Genomic DNA, 16,566 nt, shown 5'->3' with positions numbered 1-16,566 from the left:
ACCTGACATGCCCCTCGCCTCGATTCCCAGCCCCTCCCAGGGGGTCTGGCATCTCTTCGGCGTGGTCCCCATCCGGGCCTACGCACTGTGCATCGTGCTCGGCGTCATCGTCGCGGTCGTCATCGGCGAGCGCCGCTGGCGCGCCCGCGGCGGTGTCCCTGGAACCATCGTGGATCTCGCCGTCTGGGCCGTGCCGTTCGGCCTGGTCGGTGGACGCCTCTACCACGTCATCACCGACTGGCAGCTCTATTTCGGGCCGGACGCGCCCAATGAGCCGATCGAGGCGCTGTACATCTGGAACGGCGGCCTGGGCATCTGGGGCGCCGTCGCGCTCGGTGGCGTGGGCGTCTGGCTGGGCTGCCGCGGCCGGGGCATCTCCCTGACCGCGGTAGCCGACACCGTCGCCCCCGGCATCGCGGTGGCCCAGGCCATCGGCCGCTGGGGCAACTACTTCAACCAGGAGCTGTTCGGCGGCCCCACCGACCTGCCGTGGGGTCTGGAGATCGACCCCGACCGGCCGGGCACGGTGCCGGGCGTGGACACCTACCACCCCGCGTTCCTGTACGAGTCGATCTGGGACCTGGGTCTCGCGCTGGTCCTCATCTGGATCGGCCGCAAGTACGTGATCCGCCACGGCCGCCTGTTCGCTCTCTACGTCGCCGGCTACACCGTGGGCCGCTTCTGGATCGAGGGCCTGCGGGTCGACGCCGCCCACCACATCCTCGGCCTGCGGCTCAACCAGTGGACCTCGATCATCCTGTTCATCGGGGCGATGGCCTACTTCTGGTACACCAGGAACAAGACCGACGAGGAGCGGGTGAGGTCGGCGACCGACCCCGACACCGACCTTGAGGGCGGTGTCGCCACGCCGGGTGAGGGCGAGAGCACCGACGGCACCGACGGCACGGACTCGGCGAAGGCCGAGGCCGTCACCCTGGTCGCGTCGGACGCGGGGGGCGGCGCGGCGGATCCCGTCGATCCGGCTCACCCCTCCGACCAGGCCGACGAGGCCGCGAACGACCGTGCGGCCCGGCGGGACGACGAGGCGCGTCCGGCCTCGGCGACGTTGGTGGCCGAGGGCTTGAGCGAGGACGGGGGGGCGGTCGATCCGGCTCATCCGTCGGACCAGGCCGATCCCGAGGAGAGCGGCCGGGGCGGAGACACCGAGGTCGAGGCGGAGCCGGCTTCGGCGGTTTCCGAGGTTTCCTCCGAGGCCTCGGACGCCGCCACGAGCGTGCCCGCCTCTGACGGCACCGCTTCGGAGAGCGCGGACCCGGAGAGCGCCGTCGGCACGGCCTCGGGCGCGAGCGTTCCCGAGGAGCTCGTTTCCGGTGCGAAGAAAGGCGAGCTCCAGGAGGAGGCCGTGACGAAGGCCGCTCCCGAGGGCGAGAAAGAACGACGTTGACGCCTCTCCCACGGTCGAGGTCCCGGGATCTCGGACGCGCCGCCGGATCGTCCGGCACACCGGCGCGTTCTGATTCCGGGGCCGAGACCGGTGGCCCGCGCCCTCCTTTCGGTGCCGGGCCCTGGGGATCGCCGCCCGGGGGATCGCGATGAGTCCGGACGCCTCGGGGAGGCGTGCCGAGATGCACCACCGGCATCGCGACGTCAACGGCGGCTGGCTGAGGCCGTCGGTGTTCGGCGCGATGGACGGCCTCGTCTCCAACTTCGCGCTGATCGCCGGTGTCGCCGGTGGCGCCGCGGGAACCAAGGTCATCCTGCTGGCGGGCATCGCGGGGCTGGCCGCCGGCGCGTTCTCCATGGCCGGTGGCGAGTACGTCTCGGTGGCGAGCCAGCGGGAGCTCGCCCTGGCCGAGATCGCCGTCGAGCGCCGAGAGCTCGAACGCAACCCCGAGGCCGAGCTGGAGGAGCTCGCCAAGCTCTACGAGGAGCGGGGCGTCGATCCCGCCGTGGCCGCAGAGGTGGCGCGGCAGATCTCGGTGGACCCGGAAAGGGCGCTCGAGGTGCACACCGAGGCCGAACTGGGCGTCACCGTCCACGACCTTCCCTCGCCCAGGATCGCCGCGCTCTCCTCGTTCCTGTCGTTCGCGGTGGGGGCGCTCCTGCCCCTTCTGCCGTACCTGCTCGGCGTCACCAGCCTGGTGACGTCGGCGGTGGTCTCCTGCCTGGCACTGTTCGGCGCGGGCGCGCTGGTCTCCCGGGTCACCGCGCGCAGCTGGTGGTACAGCGGGCTGCGCCAGCTCTTCGTCGGTGCGGTCGCCGCCGGCCTGACCTTCGCCCTGGGCACCCTCCTGGGAGGAACCGGACTGTGACCGCCCCGACCTCGACCCCGCCCCCCGCCCCAGGAGGGCGCAAGCGCCGCCGCACTCCCAGCAAGGCGCAGACCTGGAGCATCCCCCAGCTGGAGGAGTGGGGGCTGACCCCGACCCAGCAGCGGTTGCTGGTGGTGTTCGGATCCATCGCGGGCGTGCTGGTCGCCGCGCTCGTCCTCACCCTCGCGATCTCCGCGATCGGCAACGACTTCGAGCCCGAACGGGCCACCGCCTCGGTCATCGGGACCGAACCCCGCCCCGACGTCTACCGGGGATGGCCCTCCTCCAAGGTGTTCGCGCCGATCGCGGAGAGCAAGGCGGACCCCAAACCGCTCACGGCCAAGGACCTCTTCCCCAAGACCCTCAGCGAGGGCAGGACCACGCTGAGGCTGGCGGGCAGCCCTCGGCTGGAGAGCGCCTGCGCGGCGGCGGTCTGGGGCCAGGAGCTCACCGACCTGCTCGCCCAGGGCGGATGCACCCAGGTGGCCAGGGGCCTGTACACCAGCGCCGACAACCGCTACGTCGCCCAGTACACCCTGTTCAACCTCCGCGACACCGCCTCCTCCGACACCTTGGTGAACACGCTGACCACCCTGCACCGGGGCGGCTGGGTCCGGCCGGTCCAGGCGCCCAGGGCCGCCTTTCCCGCCGACGGCCACACCGAGGCGAGCGGCCACGCGATGGGGCACTACGCGGGCCTGGTCTGGATCGGCAGGGCCGACGGAGCAGAGCCCGGCGCGAGGGACGACTTCGTCTCGCTCTCCCTCGCGGTCCGCGCCACGGAAAAGGCGATCTTCCGCCGCATCGTCGCCGTCTCCCCGGCGCCCGCCCCGAGCAAGTAGTTTCCGGGTTCGTTTTTCGGGCGGGAATCCGGGTTCTTCGAGGGCGGGGAGGATGTCGAAGTAAGCTTTTTCCTCATGCGTAAGTGGATCATCATCGTCGTGCTGGCCGGGGTCGCCGGGGTGGGGGCCTTCCTGTGGCTGGGCGACGAGCCCGTCCCGCGCGCCGCCGTCCTGCGCGCGGAGCCGGGTACGGCCCACTACGCGCCCATCGCGACCCGCGACCTCGACCCCGAGCCGCTCACCGTCGCCGAGATGTTCCCCGCCCCCTCGGTGTCGGCGGGCACGACCAAGCTCGCACTCAAGGCCACCGAGACCCTCGCCGACTGCGCGGAGGCGGTCTGGGGGAGCGCGCAGGACGCGCTCGGCGGGTGCACGCAGGTGCTGCGCGCTCGCTACGAGACCGAGGACGGCGCGGTCTCCGGCCAGTTCCTGATTTTCAACCTCGCCGACTCCGCCGCCGCCGACAGGCTCGTGGCGGCGCTCAAGGGCGACGGCGGCGACGGCTTCGTCAGGCCCGCTCCCGACACGCCCGACGGTTTCGACGGCTCGCGCAGCTGGGCCCAGGTCCGCGGCCTCGGGCACTACGTCACGGTGAGCTGGGTCGCCCCCGTCGCCGGCGGGAGCACCGCCCGGGCAGGCGCGGGGGAGAGCGGCGAGGACGGCGAGGGCAGGGTGGATCTCACCTATCCGCAGGTCGCGATGGACGGCCTCGGCCTGGTCATCCAGCGTCGGCTGGTGCGCTGAGGGAGCTCTCCACCGCGGCCCTGAGCTCCAGCAGCCGGTGGGCGGGCAGTTCGAGGACGGTGACGTCGCCCGCCCACGGGGCCACGGTGGCGACGATCGCCCTCGCCTGCCTCTTCGTCAGGTCGCCCCTGGCCTTGATCAGGGCCTCGCGCCAGGTGTTGGCGAGCCTGCCGTGCGCGTTGTCCAGAACGCGGCGCAGGATCCGGGCCGTGTCGTTCTCGTCCGCGCCGTTCGCGTTTGTGGCGCTCTTGCTGTCTCCGGCGGGCGGTGCCACCCGTACGGCGCGCACGGACGCTCCCTCGGCGGTGAGGTCGTAGACGGGGGCGAGAAGGTCGCGGGGGAGGTCCTTCGGGGCCGCCGCCAGGGTGACCCGGACCTCCCTGGCGCGGGTGGCCAGCAGCAGCCGGGGCAGCGCGGCCTCCAGACCGGCGGGTACGGAGATCGCCACCCTGGCCGGGTCGCTGGCGTAGGGCTTGGCCAGCCAGGTCGTCAGGCGCGCCCTGGGGGCCTTGGGCAGCACGTCGCGGGGCCACTCGCCCACCAGCACCTCCGGGACGAACCCCTCGCCGAAACCGGCGGCCGAGGCGGCGGGGGAGCTCGCCGACTCCACCGACTGGGGCCCCTGCGTGTAGATGGCGGTGCCGGACGTCTCGGTGCGGGCGGCCGCGGCGGGCCAGGTCTTCGTGGTGGGGCGCAGGACGTACAAGTCGGCGGCCGAACCGATGGCCTCGGCGCCGAAGTAGCGGTTGAAGTCGGGGTAGATCGCCTCGTTGACGAGGTTGAGCTGCGACAGGGCCTGCTGAACCTTGAGGGCGAGCGCGGGGGTGCGCTCGCTGGCGCCGTACGCCAGCATGATCCGGCCCTGCTCGTGGTCGCGCAGCCCTTCCGCGCAACGGGCGACGAACAGCCCGACACCCTCGGGGGTGTAGGGAGGGTCGGTGATCGCCAGGTCGGCCCAGGACCGCGCGGAGGCGGGCAGCCCCAGGCGCAGGTCGGCCCAGCGGGTCCGTACGGCCAGACCGAGCCGGTCGGCCTCACCGGCGATGTAGGCGAGGATGCGCTCGTCGACGTCGACGACGGTCACCTCGACGCCCGGGTGCAGCATCGCCGTGGCCAGCGAGGTCAGATCGTGGTCGCCCACGCACAGCAGCCGGGCGCCGTCCAGCCAGAAGCGGGCGTCCAGCAGCAGCGCCCGCCTGACCACGGTCTCGCCGGTCGCGGCGACGTGGTCCAGCGTGTGGCGGCCCCGGGGCGCCTTGGCGATCAACTCGTCCATGCGCGTGACCAGGTCGGCGCGGTCGGGGAGCAGGTGGGCGACCGGGTCCGCCGGTGCGAGGGTGCTCGCTCGCGGTCCGTCCGGTGAGGGGGCGTCCTCCTCCCGTGCCGGGGCCGACCAGGCGGGAGGGGCCGGGAGCCTGAAGCGGTCGCCCGATCGCTCCAGTTCGCCGTCCACCTCGCGCAGCAGCGCCTCGATGGTCCGCCGCGACGTCGCGGTCTCCCTGACCAGATCGGCGAGTGTCCACCAGCGACCGCCGCCCAGGGCGGTCAGCGCGTTCCTCAGGCGCCTGCCGTCGACACCCGCCCGTGCGACGAAAGCCTCGACTCCACCGCCGTTCTCGTCCTCTCCTTCGGTGCCGGCTCCACGCCCGGCCCCGGCCCCGGTTCCGGCCCCGGCTCCCGTCCGGGACCCACGCCCGGCCCCGCTCTCGGTTCCGGCTCCCGTCCCGGCCACCGTTCGGTCGCCGGCCCCGGCGGAGGCGCCGGGGGTGCCGGAAACGCCGGAGACATCTGAAGTGCCGCTGCCTGTCAGACCGGTGGAGGCGCCCAGGCCGGTGGGATCGGTCGGTTCCATTGGGCCACCCTAGGGCCAGGACCTGGAATGTTGTGCCATCGCGGTGTGTTTAATGAACCGGGCGAACCCGCACTAATTCGGCGGGATCTCACCGGGTAGGCAGGTATCCGGCAGGGTACGGTAATCTCTACCCACCACGCAGCAGGGCCAACGTCGTCCCTTGCTTGTTCGAGAGAAGCAAGACGACGGGAGGGATTCAATGCCTGCTGCCCACCTCGGCTTTCCCGAGCCTCAGGGCCTGTACCACCCCTCGCACGAGCACGACGCCTGTGGTGTCGCCATGGTCGCGGACGTTGCCGGTCGCCGTAGCCACGGCATCGTCGCGAAGGCCTTGACCGCGCTGTGCAACCTTGATCACCGGGGGGCCCAGGGTAGCGAACCGGACACCGGCGACGGGGCCGGGATCCTGACGCAGATCCCCGACGTCTTCTTCCGCGTGGTGGCGGACTTCCCCCTGCCCACGGCCGGCTCCTACGCCGCCGGTATGGCCTTCCTGCCCGCCGAGGAGCGGGCCCGTGAGGCCGCCGTGCGACTGATCGAGGAGATCGCCGCGGAGGAGGGCCTCACGGTCCTCGGCTGGCGCGACGTTCCCACCACCCCCGACCTTCCCGGGCCGAGCGCCCGCGCGGTGATGCCGTTCTTCGGCCAGCTGTTCGTGGCGTCCCCCGACGGTGAGAGCGGTCTTGAGCTGGACCGGCTCGCCTTCTGCCTGCGCAAGCGGGCCGAGCACGAGGCGAAGGTCTACTTCCCCTCGCTGAGCTCCCGGACGATCGTCTACAAGGGCATGCTCACCCCGCTGCAGGTCGAGCAGTTCTTCCCCGACCTGAGCGACGAGCGCTACGAGACCGCGATCGCGCTGGTCCACTCGCGTTTCTCCACCAACACCTTCCCCTCCTGGCCGCTCGCGCACCCGTACCGCTACGTCGCCCACAACGGTGAGATCAACACGGTCAAGGGCAACCGCAACTGGATGCGCGCCCGCGAGGCCATGCTGGAGACGGCGAACCTGCCGGGCGACCTGTCGCGGCTCTTCCCGATCTGTGACCCGGCCGGTTCCGACACCGCCTCCTTCGACGAGACGCTGGAGCTCATCCACCTCGCGGGACGCAGCCTGCCGCACGCGGTGCTGATGATGATCCCCGAGGCGTGGGAGAGCCACACCGAGATGGACCCCGCGCGGCGGGCGTTCTACGAGTTCCACTCCACGATGATGGAGGCCTGGGACGGCCCGGCCTCGATCACCTTCTCCGACGGAACCCTGGTCGGCGCGGTGCTCGACCGCAACGGCCTGCGCCCCGGACGGTTCTGGGTCACCGCGGACGGCCTGGTCGTGCTCGCCTCCGAGGCGGGCGTGCTGGACATCGCCCCCGAGGACGTGGTCCGCAAGGGCCGCCTGCAGCCCGGCAAGATGTTCCTGGTCGACACCGCGCTCGGCAAGATCATCGAAGACGACGAGATCAAGGCCGAGCTGGCGGCGGAGCTGCCGTACGCCGACTGGCTGCACGCCGGTCTGGTCCGCTTCGAGGAGCTGCCCGCCCGCTCGCCCGAGGGCCTGTCGCACGAGACGCTGATCAAGCGGCAGCAGACCTTCGGCTACACCGAGGAGGAGCTGCGGATCATCCTGGGGCCGATGGCGAGGACGGGCATCGAGCCGATCGGCTCGATGGGCACCGACACCCCGGTCGCCGTGCTCAGCGAGAAGCCCCGGCTGCTGTTCGACTACTTCAGCCAGCTGTTCGCGCAGGTCACCAACCCGCCGCTGGACGCGATCCGCGAGGAGCTCGTCACCTCCCTGGCCAGCACCATCGGCCCCGAGGGCAACCTGCTCGCCCCGGGTCCCGCCTCCTGTCGCCAGCTCGTGCTGCCCTACCCGGTGCTCGACAACGACGAGCTCGCGAAGATCATCCACATCAACGACGAGGGCGCGCTGCCGGGCTTCCACCCGCACGTGGTCTCGGGCCTGTACGAGGTCGCGGGTGGCGGCGAGGCGCTGCTGCGCCGCATCGAGGAGATCCGCGCCGAGGTCTCCTCGGTGATCGAGGGCGGGGCGCGGATCATCGTGCTGTCCGACCGCGGCTCCTCCGACGTCCTGGCGCCGATCCCCTCGCTGTTGCTCACCGGTGCCGTCCACCACCACCTGATCGCCGAGAAGACCCGCACCAAGATCGGTCTGGTCATCGAGACCGGCGAGGCGCGCGAGGCGCACCACATGGCGCTGCTCGTCGGCTACGGGGCGGGCGCGGTCAACCCGTACCTCGCCATCGAAACCGTCGAGGACATGGTCGACTCCGGCGTCCTGAAGATCGACAAGCACAAGGCCGTGCGCAACCTCATCAAGGCGTACGGCAAGGGCGTGCTGAAGGTCATGTCCAAGATGGGGGTCTCCACGGTCGCCTCCTACACCGGGGCGCAGATCTTCGAGGCGCTCGGGCTGAGCCAGGAGGTCGTGGACGCCTGCTTCACCGGGACCACGTCCCGGCTGGGCGGCGTCGGCTTCGACGTCCTGGCCGAGGAGGCCGCGCAGCGTCACCTGCGCGCCTACCCCAGGGCCGAGAACGCCCACCGCCGCCTGGAGGTCGGCGGCGAGTACCAGTGGCGTCGCGAGGGCGAGCCGCACCTGTTCAACCCCGAGACCGTCTTCAAGCTGCAGCACGCCACCCGCTCGCGCCGCTACGAGATCTTCAAGGAGTACACCGGCCTGGTGGACTCCCAGGCGGAGAAGCTGATGACGCTGCGCGGCATGTTCAAGCTGCGGGAGGGCGTCCGCGAGCCGGTGCCGATCGACGAGGTCGAGCCGGTCAGCGAGATCGTCAAGCGGTTCTCCACCGGCGCGATGTCGTACGGCTCCATCTCGATGGAGGCGCACGAGACGCTCGCCATCGCGATGAACCGGCTGGGCGGCAAGTCCAACACCGGTGAGGGCGGCGAGGACCCGGAGCGGCTGCACGACCCGGTGCGCCGTTCGGCCATCAAGCAGGTGGCCTCCGGCCGGTTCGGCGTGACCTCCGAGTATCTGGTCAACGCCGACGACGTGCAGATCAAGATGGCCCAGGGCGCCAAGCCCGGTGAGGGCGGTCAGCTGCCCGGCCACAAGGTCTACCCGTGGGTCGCCAAGACCCGGCACTCCACCCCGGGCGTCGGTCTCATCTCGCCGCCTCCGCACCACGACATCTACTCGATCGAGGACCTCGCCCAGCTCATCCACGACCTGAAGAACGCGAACCCGGCCGCCCGCGTGCACGTCAAGCTCGTGGCCGAGGTCGGGGTCGGAACGGTCGCGGCGGGCGTGTCCAAGGCCCACGCGGACGTCGTGCTCATCTCCGGTCACGACGGCGGCACCGGCGCCTCCCCGCTCACCTCGCTCAAGCACGCGGGCTCCCCCTGGGAGCTGGGCCTGGCCGAGACCCAGCAGACGCTGCTGCTCAACGGCCTGCGCGACCGCATCGTCGTGCAGGTGGACGGCCAGCTCAAGACCGGCCGCGACGTGATCATCGCCATGCTGCTCGGCGCCGAGGAGTTCGGCTTCGCGACCGCGCCGCTGGTCGTCTCCGGCTGCGTGATGATGCGCGTCTGCCACCTGGACACCTGCCCGGTCGGCGTGGCCACCCAGAACCCCGAGCTGCGCAAGCGGTTCACCGGCAAGCCCGAGTTCGTGGTCAACTTCTTCGAGTTCGTCGCCGAGGAGATCCGCGAGTATCTCGCCGCGCTGGGTTTCCGCAGCATCGACGAGGCCGTCGGCCATGCCGAGCTGCTGGACACCACCCCGGCCGAGAACCACTGGAAGGCCTCGGGACTGGACCTGGCGCCGATCCTGCACCAGCCGGAGCTGCCCGAGGGCGCCTCGCTGCGCCGTACCGTGGAGCAGGACCACGGGCTCGCCAAGGCGCTGGACAACACGCTGATCCAGCTCGCCGAGGGCGCGCTCAAGGGTGGTTCCAGGGTCACGCTCGACCTGCCCATCCGCAACGTCAACCGTACGGTCGGCACCATGCTCGGCCACGAGGTGACCAAGCGGTACGGCGGAGCGGGCCTGCCCGACAACACCATCGACGTGCGTTTCACCGGCTCGGCGGGCAACTCCTTCGGCGCCTTCCTGCCCAGGGGCATCACGCTGAGGCTGACCGGCGACGCCAACGACTACGTGGGCAAGGGCCTGTCCGGCGGCCGGATCTCGGTCCAGCCGTACGACGCGGCCCCGCTCGACGGGCACATCATCGCCGGAAACGTCGGCCTGTACGGCGCGACCTCCGGCGAGGCCTTCATCCGCGGCGTCGTGGGGGAGCGGTTCTGTGTCCGCAACTCCGGTGCCACCGCGGTGGTCGAGGGTGTCGGCGACCACGGCTGCGAGTACATGACCGGCGGCAAGGTGGTCGTCCTCGGCCCGACCGGCCGCAACTTCGCGGCGGGCATGTCGGGCGGCGTCGCCTACCTGCTCGACCTCGACGCCGAACGGGTCAACCGGGAGATGGTCGAGATCGAGGAGCTGGGAGAGGCCGACTCCGAGGCGCTGCGCGAGATCGTCGAGGCCCACCTCGCCGAGACGGGCTCCACGGTGGCGAAGGCACTCCTCGCCGACTGGGACCCGTCCCGCTTCAGCAAGATCATGCCGACGGACTACAAGCGGGTCCTGCTGGCCGCCGAGTCCGCCCGGCTGGAGGGCCGCGACATCGACGAGGCCGTCATGACCGCCGCGGTCCAGGGGTGACGCCGATGTTCGCGATCACTCATTCCGTTCGGTTTTTCCAGTCATTTCAGGCTTTTCAGGGATAAGGGAGGTACGACCGATGGCTGACCCCAAGGGTTTCCTCGCTCACGGACGCGAGCTGCCGGCGCGCCGCCCGGTGGACGTGCGCATCCGCGACTGGCGCGAGGTCTACGAGGACTTCCCCAAGCCCGCGCTGACCAGGCAGGCCGCGCGCTGCATGGACTGCGGCATCCCGTTCTGCCACAACGGCTGCCCGCTGGGCAACCTGATCCCCGAGTGGAACGACCTGGTCTACCGGGACGACTGGCAGGAGGCGATCGAGCGCCTGCACGCCACGAACAACTTCCCCGAGTTCACCGGACGCCTGTGCCCGGCTCCGTGTGAGGCGGCGTGCGTGCTCGGCATCAACTCCGACCCGGTCGCGATCAAGCGGGTCGAGGTCGAGATCATCGACCGCGCCTTCGACGAGGGCTGGGTCACCCCCCAGCCCGCCGCCACCAAGACCGGCAAGCGCGTCGCGGTCGTCGGCTCGGGCCCCGCGGGCCTGGCCGCAGCCCAGCAGCTCACCAGGGCGGGGCACGACGTGGTCGTGTTCGAGCGGGCCGACCGGATCGGTGGCCTGCTCCGCTACGGCATCCCCGAGTTCAAGATGGAGAAGCGGCACATCGACCGCCGTCTCGACCAGATGCGGGCCGAGGGGACCGAGTTCCGTACCGGCGTCAACGTCGGCGTGGACATCACGGCGGCGCAGTTGCGCGAGGAGTTCGACGCGATCGTCCTGGCCGGTGGCGCGACCCAGTGGCGGGACCTGCCCGTCGCCGGGCGCGACCTGAAGGGCGTCTACCAGGCGATGGAGTACCTGCCGCCCTCCAACAAGGTCCAGGAGGGCGACTTCCCGGTCTCGCCGATCAGTGCCGAGGGCAAGCACGTCGTCGTGATCGGCGGCGGCGACACCGGTGCCGACTGCATCGGCACCGCGATCCGGCAGGGGGCCGCCTCGGTCACCCAGCTGGAGATCATGCCCCAGCCTCCGGCGAGCCGTCCGGGCAGCCAGCCGTGGCCCACGTTCCCCATCCTGTTCAAGATGGAGAGTGCCCACGAGGAGCTGGCCGACGGTGACGGCGCCCGGGTCTACGCGGTCTCCACCACCGAGTTCGTCGGCGACGCCGAGGGCAACGTCAGGGCGTTGCGCCTGGTCGAGGTGGAGGGGCCCGCTGCCGGGTTCAAGCCGGTGCCCGGCTCCGAGCGGGAGATCCCGGCCGAGCTGGTCACGCTGTCGATGGGCTTCGTCGGCCCGGAGAAGAAGGGCCTGCTCACCGAGCTCGCCGAGGTCGCCGGCGGCGAGTTCTACGACGCCAGGGGCAACGTCGCGAGGGACAAGGGCTACATGTCGTCGGTCGACGGCGTCTTCGTCGCCGGGGACATGGGCCGTGGACAGTCGCTGATCGTGTGGGCGATCGCCGAGGGCCGCTCCGCGGCCTCGGCCGCCGACCGCTACCTCACGGGCCAAACGGCCCTTCCGGTGGCGATCCCGCCGACGGCGCGGCCGCTGGTCTGAGTGGAAGCTGGTCTGACATGTCATGACCGGTCTGGGTATGTCATGGTTGATCCATGAGTACCCGGGCCGGTTCATGCATGTCAGGGCCGCTTCATGTGCTCCATCACTGGTTTGGTCAGGCCACGGTTGGTCTTCGGCACCCCCCGACAGTTCGGCATTCCGGATGTCTTACCGACTGCTTCAGGGAAAAATGCGCAGAGCGGGGTTTCGAATTGCTTTGGCGTACATATGCCTGAAAGATAAATTTCTTGATCGGGTCAGATAAATTTCTTGATCGGGTCAGGTGCGGAGGATTGATGAATCGCGGGACCAGAAGCCTGACGGGCGCGGCGACGGCGCTCGCCCTGGCGGCGACCCTCACGGCGGGAGCCCTGGGCGGCGAGGCCACGACCGGCGCGGGCCAGACCCGCGAGTACCTGGTCTTCTACGCGGACGGCGCCCGCGACCGGGCGATCGACGCGATCGACGCGAGCGGCGGCACCGTCCTGTCGACCGACACCAGGATCGGCTACGTCCTCGCGGACGGTCCCGGCGCGGGCTTCGTGGAGAGCCTGGCCGGCAGCGACGCCGTCGAGGGAGTCTCCTCCGACCGCAGGATCGGCTTCGCCAGTGCGCTCCGCGCCGCCGCACCCGCGGCCGGGGCCTCCGCGAGCGGGTCCGCCTCAGAAGCCGGGCTCTCCGGTGCCGGGACCTCCGGCACCGGGGCCACCTCCGGGACCTACAGCGCCAAGGCCGCCCCTGGGACCGTCTCCGGCGTGGGGACCCCGCTCGCCTTCCCCTCCGCCGAGGCACTCGGGCAGGCGGGCACCCGCCGCTCCGCCGACACGCCGGAGCCGCTCGCCGGGCGGCAGTGGGACATGAAGATGATCGGCGCCACCGCGGAGGGCTCCTACGCCACCGAACCCGGTGACAAGCGGGTGCTGGTCGGCGTCATCGACACCGGCATCGACGGCAAGCACCCCGACATCGCCCCCAACTTCAACCGCGCCCTGAGCCGCAACTTCGTGACCGACCGGCCCAAGGACCCCAACGGCAACGTCCTCGACGGTCCCTGCGAGTTCAAGGACTGCAAGGACCCGGTGGACTGGGACGACGACGGCCACGGCACCCACGTGGCCAGCACCATCGCCTCACCGATCAACGGCCTGGGCATCGCCGGGGTGGCCCCCCAGGTGTCCCTGGTGAACCTGCGCGCCGGTCGCGACTCGGGCCTGTTCTTCCTCAAGCCCAGCGTCGAGGCGCTCACCTACGCCGCCGACGCCGGGATCGACGTGGTCAACATGAGCTTCTACGTCGACCCGTGGCTGTTCAACTGCAAGGCCAACCCGGCCGACTCCAAGGCGGAGCAGCTGGAGCAGCGCGGCATCATCACCGGCATGCAGCGCGCCCTCGACTACGCGCGCAAGCGCGGGGTCACCCTCATCAGCGCCATCGGCAACGGCGCCACCGACCTCGGCAAGCCGGGCAAGGACGAGAGCAGCCCCAACTATCCCAAGGGCAGCGAGCACACCCGCAAGGTCGACAACTCCTGCCTCAACGTTCCCGCCGAGTCCAAGGGTGTGATCTCGGTCACCTCGGTGGGGCCGACCGGGCGCAAGGCGTACTACTCCGACTACGGCGTCGAGCAGGCCGACCTCGCGGCCCCCGGCGGGGACGAGTTCGACGGTGGCAGCACGTACGACCCCACCAAGGGCATTCTGGCCGCCGCGCCGGAGAACGCGCTCAAGGCCAAGGGACAACTCACCGCCGACGGCGCGCCGAAGTCCGACTCGATCATCCGGGAGTGCGAGGGCGGCACCTGCGCCTACTACCAGTACCTCGTCGGCACCTCCATGGCCGCACCGCACGCCACCGGTGTCGCCGCCATTCTGATCAGCCGGTTCGGCAAACCCGGCAAGGGCGGCCTCGCGATGCCCCCTGCGGACGTCCAGCGCCAGCTGTACTCCACGGCCACCAAGAAGGCCTGCCCCTCACCGCGCGGGTACGCCTACAAGATCGACCTCGCGTTCGTGGACGAGGTCCACAAGTGCGAGGGTCCCAAGAAGCGCAACGGCTTCTACGGCCGCGGCCTCATCAGCGCCGAGAACGCCGCCAAGGCCGAGCCGCTCGCTCCCTGACGGCCTCCCTGACGGCGCGGGGGCGCCCAATGTGTCCACCCCGTCTCGGCCCCTCACCAGGGGCTGAGACGGGGCGAGGGTGGTCGCCTCGCGGTTCGGCGTCGGCGGAAACGTCATCCCGGGCACAGGCCGGATCTCCCCAAGAGACGGTCAACAGACGGGTGAAGGGGACGAAAGGGGGAAGAAGAACGACTCCGGTTCCATCCCGTCGCTCTTGTCACCGTGAGGATCATCGGTTTCCTCCTCGCGCCTGAAGGCGGGTTCTCCACGCAGAAAGGACTCAAATGAGGTTCCTGTCGCGTCCGCACCAGCTTCCGCCCCGGATCGCCGCCGGTTTGATCATTCTGAATTCGGGACTGACCAAGAGGACCGCGGGGGAGGAGAGCGCGAAGGGATTACACGGGATGGCCTCCGGGACCTACCCGTTCCTCAAGGACATGGACTCGGTGAAGTTCACGAGACTGCTCTCCACGGCGGAGATCACCCTCGGTACCGCCCTGCTGGTCCCCGTGGTGCCGCCGCTGCTGGCGGGGGCCGCGCTGACCGCCTTCGCCGGAGGGCTGCTCGGCCTCTACCTCAAGACGCCGGGACTGCGGGAGGAAGGCAGCCTGCGCCCCTCACAGCAGGGCATCGCCATCGCCAAGGACGTCTGGCTGCTGGGCATCGGCGCCGGTCTGGTCGTGGAGGAGATCGTCCGCGACTGACCGGGGATTCCGCCTGCCGGTCCGGGGTTCCGGCGCCGGGCCCGAAGCCTCCGTTGCCGAGGCGGGGGCGCGGTGACCGTCTCGAAACTCCGGACGGCCGACGCGGAGGCGCGGTGACCGCTCGGAAGTCGTGATCGGTCCGGTGTTCCGACGGCCGACCAGGCTGGGGGCACGTTCGCGGGTGCCCCGCACTCCTGGGACGGCTGACCCCAGGAGTGAGCGCGAGGGACGATTCGTAACCTGCCGTTCATGCGGGGTGGCTTTGTGTCACCGATTTTTTCATCGGCGCTACGGCTAACGTCGCGACCAAGTGGTCTGTACCAATTAGGGTGGGATCCGTGACTCGTCGCGCGAAAATCGTCTGCACTCTCGGCCCCGCCACCTCATCTCCCGAACGCCTCCGCGAACTCATCGCGGCCGGGATGGACGTGGCCCGTTTCAACCTCAGCCACGGCAGCCACGAGCTGCACAGGGAGGTTTACGACAGGTTGAGGGAGGCGGCCGCCGAGCTCGGGCGTGGCGTAGGTCTGCTGGCCGACCTCCAAGGCCCCAAGATCCGGGTCGGTAAGTTCGAGGAAGGTCCCGTCCGTCTCGGCTTCGGTGACGTCTTCACGATCACCACCGAGGAGGTCCCCGGCGACCGTGACCAGGTCTCCACGTCCTATCTGGGGCTTCCCAAGGACGTCAGCCCCGGCGACAGCATCCTGGTCGACGACGGCCGCGTCCGGCTGGAGGTGACCCGGGTCGACGGCCAGCGCGTCACGACCCGCGTGGTCGTCGGTGGCATGATCTCCGACAACAAGGGCCTCAACCTCCCCGGCGTGAACGTCAGCGCCCCCGTCCTGACCGACAAGGACGAGACCGACCTGCGCTGGGCGCTGCGCGCCGGCTTCGACCTGGTCGCCCTCTCCTTCGTCAGGCGTCCCTCCGACGCCGACGTGGTGCGCAACATCATGGAGCAGGAGGGCATCCGCCTCCCGCTGCTCGCCAAGATCGAGAAGCCGCAGGCCGTGGAGCGGCTCCCGGAGATCATCGAGGCCTTCGACGGCATCATGGTCGCCCGCGGTGACCTCGGTGTCGAGCTGCCGCTGGAGGAGGTGCCCATCGTCCAGAGGCGCGCCATCGAGCTCTGCCGCGAGAAGGCCCGCCCGGTCATCGTCGCCACCCAGATGCTGGACTCGATGATCACCTCTCCGCGTCCCACCCGCGCCGAGGCCTCCGACGTCGCCTACGCCGTCATGGACGGCGCCGACGCGGTCATGCTCTCCGGGGAGACCTCGGTCGGCAACTACCCCATCGAGGTCGTCGAGACGATGAGCCGCATCGCCACGACCGCGGAGAAGAGCTCCCTGCAGGCCACGCACAGCCTCGACCGGCTGCCCGAGACCACCGGTGGCGCGATCGCCCGTGCCGCGGCGGAGGTCGGGGCGATCGTCGGCGCCAAGGCGCTGGTGGCGTTCACCATGTCCGGTGAGACGGCCCGCCGTCTGGCCCGCTACCGCTCGCCGATCCCGCTGCTCGCGTTCACCTCCGCCCGCCACGTCCGCAACCAGCTCGCGCTGACCTGGGGTGTGGAGACCTTCGAGGTGCCGTTCGTCCACCACACCGACGACATGGTCCGTCAGGTGGAGGCCTCGCTGCTCGCCAACTCCCGTCTGGAGAAGGGCGACAAGGTCGTCATCGTCGCCGGTTCGCCTCCCGGCACCGCCGGCTCCACCAACGCCCTGCGCGTGCACACCATCGGGGCGGCGGTCTCCAACCCCGCCTGATC

At 70.6% G+C, this 16,566-nt stretch carries 10 protein-coding genes; 9 read left to right on the top strand and 1 reads right to left on the bottom strand.

The genetic code is table 11. The annotated features are described in order from the left end of the window. Positions 1 to 7: 7 nt before the first annotated feature. The 4 genes from lgt to ACFY3D_RS00980 all read left to right on the top strand — a co-directional run bounded on the left by lgt (position 8) and on the right by ACFY3D_RS00980 (position 3,859). Positions 8 to 1,405, top strand: coding sequence for a prolipoprotein diacylglyceryl transferase (gene lgt, locus ACFY3D_RS00995; protein WP_389973266.1), 1,398 nt, complete (start codon positions 8 to 10; stop codon positions 1,403 to 1,405). A gap of 148 nt (positions 1,406 to 1,553) precedes the next feature. Continuing rightward, positions 1,554 to 2,273: a VIT1/CCC1 transporter family protein gene (locus tag ACFY3D_RS00990; protein WP_389973263.1), complete on the top strand. Its 720-nt coding sequence runs from the start codon at positions 1,554 to 1,556 to the stop codon at positions 2,271 to 2,273. Then, positions 2,270 to 3,115: a hypothetical protein gene (locus ACFY3D_RS00985; protein ID WP_389973260.1), complete on the top strand. Its 846-nt coding sequence runs from the start codon at positions 2,270 to 2,272 to the stop codon at positions 3,113 to 3,115. Before ACFY3D_RS00990 ends, ACFY3D_RS00985 begins: the two co-directional genes overlap by 4 nt. Before the next feature lie 75 nt (positions 3,116 to 3,190). Then, positions 3,191 to 3,859 carry a hypothetical protein gene (locus ACFY3D_RS00980; RefSeq protein WP_389973257.1) on the top strand — a complete coding sequence of 223 codons (669 nt, stop codon included), beginning with the start codon at positions 3,191 to 3,193 and terminating at the stop codon, positions 3,857 to 3,859. Here ACFY3D_RS00980 and ACFY3D_RS00975 read toward each other — a convergent pair. Then, positions 3,834 to 5,711: a bis-aminopropyl spermidine synthase family protein gene (locus ACFY3D_RS00975; protein WP_389973254.1), complete on the bottom strand. Its 1,878-nt coding sequence runs from the start codon at positions 5,709 to 5,711 to the stop codon at positions 3,834 to 3,836. The two genes, ACFY3D_RS00980 and ACFY3D_RS00975, sit on opposite strands and share 26 nt — an antisense overlap. Positions 5,712 to 5,910: 199 nt before the next feature. On the opposite strand from ACFY3D_RS00975, the gene gltB reads away from it, so the two are divergent. The 5 genes from gltB (at position 5,911) to pyk (ending at position 16,564) form a co-directional block, all read left to right on the top strand. Then, positions 5,911 to 10,416: a glutamate synthase large subunit gene (gene gltB, locus ACFY3D_RS00970; protein ID WP_389973251.1), complete on the top strand. Its 4,506-nt coding sequence runs from the start codon at positions 5,911 to 5,913 to the stop codon at positions 10,414 to 10,416. A gap of 79 nt (positions 10,417 to 10,495) precedes the next feature. Beyond that, positions 10,496 to 11,974, top strand: coding sequence for a glutamate synthase subunit beta (locus tag ACFY3D_RS00965; protein ID WP_389973248.1), 1,479 nt, complete (start codon positions 10,496 to 10,498; stop codon positions 11,972 to 11,974). A gap of 296 nt (positions 11,975 to 12,270) precedes the next feature. Beyond that, on the top strand, positions 12,271 to 14,091 hold the full coding sequence (locus tag ACFY3D_RS00960; protein ID WP_389973245.1) for a S8 family serine peptidase: 1,821 nt from the start codon (positions 12,271 to 12,273) through the stop codon (positions 14,089 to 14,091). A 284-nt stretch (positions 14,092 to 14,375) separates the two neighbouring features. Then, positions 14,376 to 14,795 carry a hypothetical protein gene (locus tag ACFY3D_RS00955; RefSeq protein WP_389973242.1) on the top strand — a complete coding sequence of 140 codons (420 nt, stop codon included), beginning with the start codon at positions 14,376 to 14,378 and terminating at the stop codon, positions 14,793 to 14,795. A gap of 338 nt (positions 14,796 to 15,133) precedes the next feature. Beyond that, complete coding sequence (pyk, locus tag ACFY3D_RS00950) at positions 15,134 to 16,564, top strand: pyruvate kinase (RefSeq protein ID WP_350948176.1); 1,431 nt, start codon at positions 15,134 to 15,136, stop codon at positions 16,562 to 16,564. Positions 16,565 to 16,566 lie beyond the last annotated feature (2 nt).

The sequence above is a fragment of the Streptosporangium sp. NPDC000509 genome, assembly GCF_042898365.1.
Lineage (GTDB): Bacteria > Actinomycetota > Actinomycetes > Streptosporangiales > Streptosporangiaceae > Streptosporangium.
The sequence above is the reverse complement of the archived record's forward strand: the minus strand, read 5'-3'. Positions and strand labels throughout refer to the sequence as shown.